General features: G+C 44.6%; 9 protein-coding genes. 4 read left to right on the forward strand and 5 right to left on the reverse strand.

Annotation, left to right across the window (positions count from 1 at the left end):
* Positions 1 to 38 precede the first annotated feature (38 nt).
* From ACTXGJ_RS08215 to ACTXGJ_RS08235, 5 genes are all read right to left on the reverse strand, one after another.
* Positions 39 to 1277, reverse strand: coding sequence for an ABC transporter permease (locus tag ACTXGJ_RS08215; protein WP_439242844.1), 1239 nt, complete (start codon positions 1275 to 1277; stop codon positions 39 to 41).
* Entirely contained in the window at positions 1277 to 2578 is a 1302-nt protein-coding gene (locus tag ACTXGJ_RS08220) for an ABC transporter permease (protein WP_439242842.1), read from the reverse strand. Before ACTXGJ_RS08220 ends, ACTXGJ_RS08215 begins: the two co-directional genes overlap by 1 nt.
* A 6-nt stretch (positions 2579 to 2584) precedes the next feature.
* The gene (locus tag ACTXGJ_RS08225) at positions 2585 to 3772 is read right to left on the reverse strand and encodes an HlyD family secretion protein (RefSeq protein ID WP_443565631.1); all 1188 of its coding nucleotides are present in this window, start codon (positions 3770 to 3772) and stop codon (positions 2585 to 2587) included.
* 181 nt (positions 3773 to 3953) lie between these two features.
* Complete coding sequence (locus ACTXGJ_RS08230; RefSeq protein ID WP_439242838.1) at positions 3954 to 4811, reverse strand: YihY/virulence factor BrkB family protein; 858 nt, start codon at positions 4809 to 4811, stop codon at positions 3954 to 3956.
* Between the two features lie 120 nt (positions 4812 to 4931).
* Positions 4932 to 6584, reverse strand: a complete 1653-nt coding sequence (locus ACTXGJ_RS08235) for a TolC family protein (protein ID WP_439242836.1) — start codon at positions 6582 to 6584, stop codon at positions 4932 to 4934.
* 215 nt (positions 6585 to 6799) lie between these two features.
* Here ACTXGJ_RS08235 and glpK point away from each other — a divergent pair, with 215 nt between their 5' ends.
* The 4 genes from glpK (at position 6800) to ACTXGJ_RS08255 (ending at position 12235) form a co-directional block, all read left to right on the forward strand.
* Positions 6800 to 8380: a glycerol kinase GlpK gene (glpK, locus tag ACTXGJ_RS08240; protein WP_439242834.1), complete on the forward strand. Its 1581-nt coding sequence runs from the start codon at positions 6800 to 6802 to the stop codon at positions 8378 to 8380.
* A gap of 461 nt (positions 8381 to 8841) precedes the next feature.
* On the forward strand, positions 8842 to 9378 hold the full coding sequence (locus tag ACTXGJ_RS08245) for a hypothetical protein (protein WP_439243167.1): 537 nt from the start codon (positions 8842 to 8844) through the stop codon (positions 9376 to 9378).
* Positions 9379 to 9529: 151 nt separating this feature from the next.
* Positions 9530 to 10897, forward strand: coding sequence for a sodium:solute symporter family transporter (locus tag ACTXGJ_RS08250; protein WP_439242832.1), 1368 nt, complete (start codon positions 9530 to 9532; stop codon positions 10895 to 10897).
* A gap of 315 nt (positions 10898 to 11212) precedes the next feature.
* On the forward strand, positions 11213 to 12235 hold the full coding sequence (locus ACTXGJ_RS08255; protein ID WP_439242830.1) for an endonuclease/exonuclease/phosphatase family protein: 1023 nt from the start codon (positions 11213 to 11215) through the stop codon (positions 12233 to 12235).
* Positions 12236 to 12423: the final 188 nt, after the last annotated feature.

Here is a 12423-nt window from a genome sequence, read left to right on the forward strand (position 1 = left end):
TAAAAATTGATATTCAATCTCGCTGTCCTTTATAAACCTCACTGTCCTCTATAAACAGTGCTATCTTTCTGCGCCAATCGCCGCCGCAGAAATAATAACAGTATAAAGTAAAATAACCACAAGCCAGCTAGAGCATAAAAGCCAGTCGCCACCTGCGCGATGCTAGCACCCATTTGATTGAGCTGTACCGAAGTATTAATAGCCGGGGTGGTCGGTACTAGCCAGCGCACGACTTGTAAAACCTCTGGCAGCTGATTGGCCGGCCACGGATAGCCACTCATAAAAAATACTGGCAATGAGCTAAAAATTAGAATCTGCATACTGCGCTCGCGTTGACGCAGCCATAAGCCAAACACGCAGCCAAGAGTGGCTACCGTTGGGCAATATATCAGCAGAAATAGCAGGCTACCGAGCATGTTTTTACCGCGAGGATAGTTATGCAGCTCAAACGCCCAGCCGTAATAGAAACAACCCACTAAAAAGCTCAGCGTACCGAGCGCCGCAATACGTCCTAGCCAACCACGAATACTGGTAGCATGACGACGGTTCTCATACCAAGACCCTACGAGCATCGCTGCCGCTATCAGCAAGGTTTGCTGCAAAATAATAATAGATACCGCCGGCACCACGTAAGCACCATAGCCTTCGGTTTGATTGTATAAAGGCGCGATTTGTAAGGGCACCGCCTGGGTGTTTTGCGCGGCAGTCGGCATATAAGCTCCTTGCGCCACGCTTTTTTTGACTTCTACTCCTGCTGAGACGGTGCTGACCGCCTGCAAAAACCCGGTTTGCACGTTTTTATTTAATAGAAAATAACCACCGTTACCCAGTACGCTAACGCTAGCGGCTTTGCCAGCCATGACTTGCTGTTCAAGTCCGACTGGAATAATCATAAAGCCTGCTATCTCATTGCTCCAGATGGCTTCTTTGGCTTGCTGCTCATCCACGAAGTTTACCGTGTCTAATTGCGGGCTAGCACTAGCATAGCGGACGATAGTCCGAGATAGATCGCTACGATCATAATCAACAATGCCGACAGGCACATTATTCACGACTTCTGAAGAGTAAGGCCAAGGATAAAAGAAACCATAAATAATTGGCGCAATAATTAACATAAGCAGCACACCTTTATCGCTAAACACATCGACAAGGGTCTGCTTAAAGTTTGCCCAAAAAGTCTTAGAGGTCGCATTATCAGCTGTTGGCACAGCATTTTTGTCTAAAGGCTCTGAGTCTATAGTCGCTTTTTTGCTTTGCTCTACGGGTAGTTTTGCCATCAGCGTGCTCCCCAACGTTCAGGATGGGCTAGGGCACGCTTCGCAAATAGCGCTGACAGTATCATCGAGATTAGCACCGCTAACAGTAAACCGTAGAGAATAGGTAATGATATCGTCACCGGAGCATGCATTTGTATTTGGGCAATCTGCAGTTGCAGATAGTGTGTCAAAGGTAGAGCATCCGCCCAATGTTTGGCGCTGTCGGTAATAGCGATATAAGGATAAGTCACCCCAGCAAAAGCATAAGAGGGCACTGAGATAAAGCCTGTCGCTGACAAGCCCATGCGCAAAGAAAACGAGGTCAAAGTAAAAAAAGCCCCAAGCCAAAAAGATAAGATCATCAGCAACAAAAACCCTAAGTAAGTGATGATAATAGAATCAAAGCTGACCACCTGTTGTAAAGTGGCTAACCATATAGCCAGTGCTGCCCATAAGCTATAAGCCAGTAATGGCCAAAAGTATTTACCAAGTAAGCCAAAAAATAATACGGATAGACTAGTCTGGATCTTTGGATTCTCAGCGGATAATAACTGCTCATCTTTTGTCAGCGTGGGCTTATCAGCAGAAGGCGGTGCGGCTTGCTCGTTGTTGGCTATGCTTAAGCGTGGATGACCTGTATCGATAAAGCGATACCAACGCCCGAGCTGCTTATCGCGTAGCTCGCGACCGATAGTCGTAGCACCAACCACCATCGCTAAGATATGCAATAACGCCGGAATCACTGTCGAGCCCAAAAACTGCTGATAGTTAGTCACGGTGTTAAACAGGCTCGTACGTTGGATACTGATAGGCGAGTAATTGATGGCTGCCTGCGAGGGCGACATCCCTTGCTTAACCAGACGCTGAATCTCCACCCCAGCTGATAGCGTACCGGTGACGGCTTGTACGCTAGTCTGAATAATGCCAGAGTGAGTGCCATATTGCGCGTTGACTTGTAGCAGCACTGGCGCAGGTTTGCTAGCTAAGATATTGGTCGAAAAACTATCTGGGATAACCACTACGCCGTAGATATCGCGTTGCAAAATAGCGGCTTCAGCGTCGGCTGTCGAGCCATAAAGCCTCGCAACCTTGAGATTAGGATGTGCGTCCAAATAACGAACCAAGGTGTTAGCGACCGGACCATTGTCTTCATCGATAACGCCAATCGGTAAGTCAGTGATTTGCGTCTGTGAAAAAATCCACCAAACTAAGAGGATAGTCGCTAGCGGAATCCACAAAATCATCGCTAAATCCCAAGGGTTTTTGGCAAAAAACCGCCGCTCGTAACTAGCACTGCGTACAAAAGCTTGTATCAGACGCATGATTAGTTACTCTTGGTTTGATGAAGCCGTTTGACTAGAAGACGGCAAGTTCACGTTTTGAGGATTGATGTCTACTAATACGCTCATACCAGAGCGAATGCGGGTATCAGGGCTGCTCGGGCGCGCTTTTATCTCGAAGGTACGCACATCGAAGCCATCATCATTGTTAGTCGGTCGCCAAGTAGCAAAGTCTGATAAGCTAGAGGAAGCATAGACAGTGAAGGTCTTAGTATAGGGACGCTCAGATGCAGATAGAGCCGGAATGGTGCCGGTAAACTGTTGACCGATAGCAAATTGATTCAGATAATCTTCGGTCACGTTAAGCACAACCCACTGATCATCGGTATTGACTAAGGTTAGTATTGGCACGCCTTGGCCGATAACCTCGCCGGCGCTGACGATTATATTATCCACCACCCCAGCGATAGGGCTTTTTAGATTGGCTTCTTCTTTTGCAACCAATGCCTCCTCTAGTTTGGCTTCGACTTGCGCCACTTGCGCATTAGCGGCCGACTTATCCTCACTACGCGCGCCTTCCATCGCTAGCTCGTATTGCAAACGCGCCGCTTCGGTCTGGTCTTGAGTCGCAAGATATTGAGCGTAGGCTTCATCGCGCTTTTGCCGTGCCATAAGACCTTCTTGATAGAGACGATTGACCCGCTCGTAGGTATTAGCCGCCAAGTCTGAGGCTGCTTTATTCGCTTGCCACGCGGCTTTTGCCTGCGCAATCTCTTGCGGGCGTGCGCCATTTTCAGCTTTATCCAATTGGCTTTGCGCCGCATCAAGACCCGCTCGTGCTTGATTGACTTTGGCATTGATCTCTGGTGATTCCATCTCAATGAGCTGTTGTCCGGCTTCTACCTTATCGCCTTCGGTGACTAATATCTGTGCGATACGTCCAGGTACTTTGGCCGCGATAGAGGTCTGCTTCATTTGCATCTGACCTTGCAAAGTGATGCTCTTAGGCGCATTTGATTGACTACTTTTATATAGCCCATAAGCGATCACTGCCATTACTATCAGCAGCACTATTGCGAAGAGAGCTTTTTTTATTTTTGCGGCGTTGTCTGCTGGTTTTTTATGCTGATAGGGCGTCGTCAATTGCTCTAGCTCCTCAGTATCATTAGAGGGCTTCCTATCATGAACCGGGTCTAATTTATTGACATCATCAGCGTCGTTATGAGAGTTAGCCATGATATGACGTTCCTAAAGCAAGTAAGTTGAGAATAAAAGGCACTGAGAATAAAAATAGATATATAAGTTAACCACATCAAGGCTAGCAAGACCTGTTTTAAATCAGCGCTCACTGATATAGATTAACAGTTCACGCCATTGCACTAGAGAGGTTTTAATAGCTTGTTCAAATAATAGCTTATCAATAAACATGAACCGCATAAGGTTTAGAATCTTCTATGCTCTCGGAGTTATAAATTGCGCCGAAGGCGACGATAAAGGCTGAATAGTAAAGCCACAGCATAATGACCACCGCAGCTGATAGCGCGCCAAATTCAGCGCTATAGTTATTGAAGTTTTGCACATAAATCGAAAATAACACCGACAACAAAATCCACAGCACAGTAGCGAGGGCGGCCCCTGGCATTAGTTTTTTTAGCGCTATGGCATCACGATTTGGGGCGAGACGATAGAGACCCAAAAAGCTAATAAATATAATGCCTGCTAATATTGGCCACCTGCTCCAAAGCGCTATAGTCTTAGCGATTTGCGGAAAAGGAAAGTAGTTAGCGATCAGTGGAATAAGCGCGATAGAGGAGATGGCTATGATCAAGACCACTAATGCTGCTAAAGTTAAACTAAGCGCGCGGATGGTGCCTTGAATAAAGCTGCGTTCTTGAGTAATACCAAAAGCGGTATTAATAAGAATAATCAATGATTTGATCCCTTTGGAGCCTGCGTAAAGCGCTAACAATGAGGAAAGCAGTAAACTAAAAGTCAGCGCTGACGCGGTATTAGAGACCAGCTGAGTCAAACGAGAGTCAAGAACGTCATAGACGGTTGGTGGTATAAACTGACGTAACAGTAAGATCTGTTCTTGCATCTCAGCAGGTGAAAAAGCAAGTCCGTAAATCAGCACGAATACCGCCATTACTGGAAAGATAGATAAAAAACCAAAAAACCCTACACTAGCGCAGTGCGCCCAAACGTTAGAGGTGTTTGCGATACGCCATGTCTCTAAGATAGAGTGCAGTCCACTTACTAATTTATTCTTTTTCATAAAGCAATAATCACAAGATAGTTAATACAGTTTAGTTAGAAATAACGTTGTTATTGTTAGTTTTTTCATCATCATTATAAAGGCTCATCAACAGCTGTCATGATGCCAAAGCCCTAGTCGTTATTCAGTATATAAAGTAGGGAGCCTTATATCAGCAGCGTTAAGATAAGCATTAAAAGCAAGCGGCGTGCCACAACTTTGCATCAAACTGGCCAATGCTTGTACATAATCATTGGCAGCTTGCGCTTGTTCAGTGCGTGCTTTGAGCGCTTGAGTCTGCGCTTGTACTACATCGATAGTCGTGTTTACGCCTTCTTGCAGTCCTAAACGGCGTAGACGTAATACCTCTTGTGCCAGATCGACGTTACTCTGCAGTGCTTGATACCGAGCCTGAGCATTATTGACGTCATTCCAGTTTTTTTCCACTAATAATAACAGATTGTCACTGACTTCAATCTCAGACAAGTCGGCTTGACGTATGCGCGCATCGCTAGCAGCTAACGATGCCGTTTTATCAAGCCCGCCCCACAGCTTCCAACTGGCAGATACGCCCGCAATCCAGCTCGGATCTTTTTCAACTTGACTAAACCCATACAGTAGTACGGTTGGCTTATAACCAGTATCTGACAAAGCTCGCAGCTGCTGCGCTTGCGCGCGCTTTGCCGCGACTTTTTGCAACCCCGGATGGTTCGTAAGTGCTAAGTTCTGATAGTAGCTGACATCGCTCAAAGGCTTGCTCGAGACGAATAGCGGGGTAGTCGGTTTGATACGGTAATCGGTACGCAGCAGTCGCTGCAGTGCAATCATGGCTAGACGGGCATCGTTATTGGCTTTGATAGATTCGCTCTTTGCATCAGCAAGCGCAGATTGTGCTTGCAAGCGATCTACTCGCGAAATAAAGCCTTCTTCGAATAATCGCTGCGCGGTGTGATCCGTCTGTTGTAAAGTATCATAAGCATCTTCACGTAAATAAGCGGCAATAATAGCCAGTTGCGCCTTGAAGTAGCGCTCAATAAGCGTGTTATAAAGCTCGTTTTTGTCTAATATACCATCAGCGACAGCTTCTTGCGTACGAGCGTTAGAGGCTCCGGTTAGTGCTTTGGTACGTCCAGCGGTATACACTGGCCACGCCACCCCAAGACCTGCTCCTGTGGTGGAGCCTGAACGTTTAAAGTCGTAAGAGTCGGGAAGACGCTCACCGACAATCTCACCAAAATTAGGCAAATCTGGTACAGGCGGAATAGGCGGCGCTAAATTATTCATACCTGAGCTATCAAAACCATTGCCCACATTATTGACACCGTCAATGACTCTATTTCTTAGCGATGATAAATCGATATCTTCTTGGATTTTGTAGGCATTTGCAGATAATTGAGCGAACACAAAAGGCCGATCTACCGTCGCAAGTGCGTCTGTCTGATATTCACTAGCGGCGATAGCGGCTTGATTAGCGGCGAGCTTTGGCGACACTTGGAATAAGGTGCTTTGTGCTTGCTCTAAGCTTAAAAAGCTGGACACTTCTAACGGGTAGCTATTGGCAACACTTTTATGAGTAATGGGATCAATGAGGGTGTCTAGGCTAGAGGTTGCTGCTAGCGGCTCTGATGGAGGGTAGCTAATCTCATTTACGGGAGCACTCCTATCTACAATTTGCGTATTAGCATTAATAGAGGCGGCTGTAGGAGTATAAGTATCTGCTAAAGCCTGACCTGAAGCGTTAGAGAGCATCAGGGTGATTATCATAGAAGGTAGAGACAATAACGCAAATTTCATAATAAAGGTAAACCACTCATCAAGATATAGTGCTGATTTTAGGGCATTATAGCCCTGTTAGGGTTGACACACCAGTTTTAGGTTTAGACTAAGCGTTGTGCAATATCTATAAAGTTATAACAGCTATAAAGTTACAACGGCTATAAAAATGTGCAATAGCAAATAATGCTATAGTCGATATTATATAAAACAACTATAACGTTGAGGAGTAGGGAATGGCAGGGTACATTTTAGCCTTGGATCAAGGCACGACTTCTAGCCGCGCTATTATATACGATGACCAGGCCAGTACTGTCAAAATCGTGCAAAAGCCGACGAAACTTATCACACCAAAAGCCGGTTTTGTCGAGCAGGACGCTCAGCAAATATGGCAGACGCAAATCAGCTGTGCTCATGATGCCATTAACCAAGCGGGATTGTTAGCCACAGACATCACCAGTATTGCCATTACCAATCAGCGTGAGTCCATTGTGGTTTGGGATAAAGCGACAGGCAAACCATTAGCCCCAGCGATCATTTGGCAAGATAGACGTACCGCTAGCTACTGTGAGACGCTAGCCAAAAAAACCATCTCGCATCAGCGTAGCGTTGCACAAGAGGTACGTAGCATCACAGGATTACGCTTAGATCCTTACTTTAGCGCCAGTAAGATCGCTTGGTTATTAGAAAACAACCCGGATATTAAAGCGCGCATCGATGCTAATAAAACCGAGGAGCTGGCGATCGGCACTATTGATAGCTGGCTCATTTATAAGCTGACAGGTGGCGCGCATGTCATCGATGTGACTAATGCTTCTCGCACTTTACTATACGATATCAATAAGCTGGCATGGTCGAGTGAGCTGTGCGCGCGCTTTGACATTCCTATGTCGATACTACCGAAAGTCTTACCCTCCGATGGCGACTTTGGTAAAACTAAAAGAGGTCTATTTGCCAAACAGATCGCTATTCAAGCCGTGCTTGGGGATCAGCAAGCGGCTTTATTTGGTCAAGGCTGCCTTGAGCCTGGCATGGCTAAAAACACTTACGGTACGGGCTGTTTTATGCTGATGAATATAGGTCAGATGCCGAAACTCAGCGAGCAGCAACTGCTTACCACCATAGCTTGGCAAAAAACAGCTGGACAAAGTCGCGCTGAGCAACTCACCTTCGGACAAATGGTAGAGTCGGGTAGGCGGCTATTACAAATCCCAAAAAAACAAACCACTTATGCGTTAGAGGGCAGTGTATTTATGGCTGGCGCTATCGTGCAGTGGCTGCGAGATAACCTTGGTATGATTAATGAGAGCCAAGATATAGAGCGCTTAGCTCAGCAAGTTGATAGCAGCGAAGAGGTAGTACTATTGCCAGCATTCACTGGTCTTGGCGCACCGTATTGGCGCTCAGATGTCAGTGCTAGCATAACGGGTATGAGTCGGGGCACTACTAAGGCCCATATCGCCCGTGCGGCATTAGAAGCCATCGCTTATCAGACCTATGATGTGTTGATTGCCATGCAAAAAGACAGCCCTCATCCTTTGACTGAATTACGAGTTGATGGCGGGGCAGCTAATAATGATTTGTTAATGCAGTTTCAGGCTGATTTGCTAGGTGTACCAGTACTACGTCCGATAGATACGGAGATTACCGCCAAAGGAGCTGCGATACTAGCTGGCCTGAAATCTGGACTATATGATGAAAGTATTATGATAGATTCTTGGAAAGTAGAGCGTAGCTTTGAGCCGATGATGTCAGAAGCGGAGCGTCAGACTCATTTAGACAAATGGCAGAATGCCGTGACTCGCGCGCTGACTTAGCTTTGAGTTTTGACGGCAGCTTTATAAAGGTTTAATTAATAGATACTTAATAAGCTATTAAGCAGTGTAAATCTGCTACAAACATACATGCTGTAACGTAAGCTAATATTGGCATTGACATAGTTTACATATCCGCTGTAGCTACCACTACTAAGATAATTTTATACTTAGATAATGATGAGTTTGATTATTTGATAGCTAACTAAACTACTTCATTTACACGAGTCGAGTTGAGCTATCAGCCAGCCCTCATTGAATAATTTTAAATTTATAACTATTTATTAAAGGATTAAGCAATGAATAACAATAAAACTGACAATATCATTAATAATGAACCTAGAGTAGATGTCAATGGCAATGTCATTGATGCTAACGATCGAGTCATTACTAGTGATAATATGGAAGTCGCTGATAAGCAGCGCATTATGGATGATAATGCACGCCGTATGGCGGATCAAGAAATGGTCGATAGAAAAGTTGTCACTAACGATCCTGACAATATCGATCGTAGTGAAGTGAAACACATGTCAAAAGAATCAAAAGACGATCTAAATGCTGATATGATTACCGGTGAGCCAGGGTCGCATCCGGTAGGCACTGGTATCGGCGGCGTCGGTGGCGCAGCCGCAGGTGCGGCTATTGGTTCGATGGCAGGTCCACTAGGCACTTTAATCGGTGGCGCTATCGGTGCAGTCGTAGGCGGCGGTGCAGGTCATGCTTCAGCTGAGGCGATTAACCCGACTCATGAAGAAGCTTACTGGCGTGCAGAGCATGTGAATGCAAGCTATTACAGAGAGGGTCATGACTTCGATCGTGATCTGCATCCTGCTTATGCGGTAGGTTACGCTAATCGCGCAAAATACCCAGCTGATGCTCGTTTTGAAGATCATGAAAATGACCTTAAACGTTCTTGGGAAGAGGTGAAAGGTGAGTCGCGTATGGAATGGGAAGAAGCGCGCCTAGCATCACGTGATGCATGGCATCGTGTTAGTAAATAATGCAATAAAAAGCATTCTACTTGTTACTAAGAAATCAAAAGCTTCTAGAGTCATTCTAGAAGCTTTTTTTGTGCTCATATTTTTAGCGTAAAGCGATTATAAAGTTATGCTATTCTAAGATTATCTATCATAACTTCTATAAAGAAAGCAAATGGCTATCACCAATGACCCTTCAGCAAATAAACCTATACTAAGTGCCTCTGAGCTGTCTCACGATGTTGCTAGCTTTTATCAAGGTAAGTCGCGACAAGGACAGGCGCCAGGTCTTTGGACACTAGTACTATCTCAAGTCACCACTTGGATCTTTGCCCGCTCACTGATGAATGCCGCTATTTTAGGCTTTGTCTATGGTATTGCGGGCGTTTTAGCTTATGGAATGTATTATTTTAGCTTTGTTAGTGGCGCGCATATTGTCGATAGCCTACGCTTCAAGCATGGTTTTAATAATATGCAAACCTTTATGCGTGCTAAGTTCGGTAAAGCCGGCGAACACTGTTTTAATGCGGTGATTAGCTTTCGCTTAGTGAGCGAGATATTTAGTAATTTATTAGTGTTTGGTTTTATTACGACCTTGTTTGTGGGCTTTAACGAGACCTACTTAATAGTATTTATTGCCATTGCTACTTTGATCTATTCTGCAATCGGCGGTTTACATACGGCGCTAAAGACCGATGTCATGCAAGCCTCGCTGACTATCGTGGCAATCACAGTGCTAGCCATCGCTATGTTTATGCACCCGCTATTCTCTTTTGCCGATATTGTCAGCTCTTCTAACGCCGCCGATAATAAAGGTTGGGTATTATTGATCGTTGCCTTTATTCAAGTTTGGAGTTATCCGGCCCATGATCCAGTGATGACGGACCGCGGTTTCCTAGCAGATCGCAACACCACCAAAAAGTCGTTTTATTATGCCGCGCCTATCTCCATGATTTGCATTATGCTATTTGGTCTACTCGGTGTATTTGCTCAGTTGAATAATGCCGGCGGTGCTACTGAGGTCACGCAAACACTGAACACTTTATTTTCGCCAGCGGTGATGCTGTTATTTTGTTTTGCATTGATAGTTTCAGCGATATCGACGCTCGACTCAACTTATGCGAGTGCCGCTAAGCTCGTCGCTGTCGATATGAAGCTCATCAAGCCTACGGTTAGAAACGGCAGATTAGTCATGATCGGCTTTTTGCTGGCAGGCTTAGGTTTTATTGCTACTGGGAGCAAGGACTTATTTGACGCCGTCGCTATCAGTGGTACTGCTTCGCTATTTTTAGCGCCGGTAGTATTTTTTAGTATTTGGTCCGATTGGGAGGTTAAGCCTTGGGCATTGCTCGCTAGCTTCGCTTCAGCTTTACTAGCGGGTATCGTTTATATGTTAGAAAACGCGGGTTATATCGTTATAATGACCCCGCTGTTCGGTGCAGAGCACAAATACGTCAAGCTGTTAATACTTTGCGTTATAGCCTCATTAATTGGTTGCTTGGCTTTTATATTCGCACATATAAGGGCGCAACCGAAGGCATAAATGATTATACAAAATGCCTAAGCTATATTGACGAGTATTAGTTGTAATAAAAACCTTTAAATTGGTTCTATTATTCAGTAATAAAGCAAACATACTTTATGAACACGTGTTCAACACTAAAATAGGCTACTTGTGCTATGTTAAGACAGTTGATGTTTAAGTCAGCTTTGTGAGGACTATAGTAGATATATGAGTGACTATACATAATATGTTATATAGCACGTTATTCTAGTATGCTCACCTAGAAGGCTTTGCATGCTTTGACTTTTTATCTATACTCTGTTTTAAACATATAATAAAAATAATAGGTTGTTTATGAGCCAAGAGACTGCCAGTAATAATAGTTTTTATATTGCGACTGCTAACTTATTGAATCTTGCCAATCCCAATCGTATCTTTTACGATAACGCGCCAGCTTATACCAATAAGACGTACGAGCATAAATTAAAAGGGTTAAGCAATTTATTATCCAACGCTCATGCTGATATCATCGCCGTGCAGGAAGCTTGGGATAGCGAGGCAGTTGAGTCGTTGGCGGTGTCATTAGGGTTTGAGCCTAAGGATGTTATTATTCCTTTAGCCAGTAATGATCAAGCAAGCCCTTATACGCATGGAGAAGGCGCTACAGGTACGCCTGCCGTTGGTATTATTAGCCGCTTTGATCCGATAGAGACGAGTTTGCTAGAAACAGTCGTTGATGAAGCGACAATCGATATTCCAGATATTGGTCTTTATCGTCAGTTTAAACGTCCGCCATTATTAGTCAGAGTCAATGCCTATGGTCAGCCTATAACGATTATCACCGCTCACCTAAAAAGTAAACGTGCTTTTTTCTTACGTGATGACGCGGGTAATTTGTTAGAAGATATGGATGATCCTAACATTCGGGTTCGCGCCAAACTGCGTAGTCTGTGTATGCGGGCTGCAGAGGCAGCATCTATAAGAATGACGATTATAGAGCGCCTAAAGCATACTCGAGAACCTTTGATACTACTTGGCGACATGAACGATGTCACTGGCAGTGTGACTACTCAGTTGATGACAGAGACAGGGGAGGTAAATTATGATAAAAGTATGCGCGATGTATCATTATTCGATGCAGCTCGCGTGCAAGCACGTTATGGCTGGATGAAGGACGTGGCATATACTCATATTTATCAAGGTATGCCAGAGGTGATTGATCAGTTGTTTGTCTCAGAAGAGTTTTTGCCCGAGAGTAAATTTGCCCTTGGTCATGTCGAGCGAGTAGATTATTTTAACGACCATCTAAAATGGGACTATGCTGATAGAGTCACTGATCATGGTATTATACGAGCGAAAATAAAAATTCATGGCTAGTGCGATATTTCATTAGCTATTACATTGTGGTTTCGACCAACTCCTATTCTTGCCTCCTGAAGCTCAAGTGCAAACGATGCAATATTAGCATTCGCGAGCGATATTAATAGCTATCATACGTCTATTATTGTAGGGCTATTAAAGCACTTAATTTAGTGCTGATAAGATGATAAAGGTGAGCCATAGAA

The sequence above is a fragment of the Psychrobacter sp. 1Y11 genome (assembly GCF_052259045.1).
Taxonomy (GTDB): domain Bacteria; phylum Pseudomonadota; class Gammaproteobacteria; order Pseudomonadales; family Moraxellaceae; genus Psychrobacter.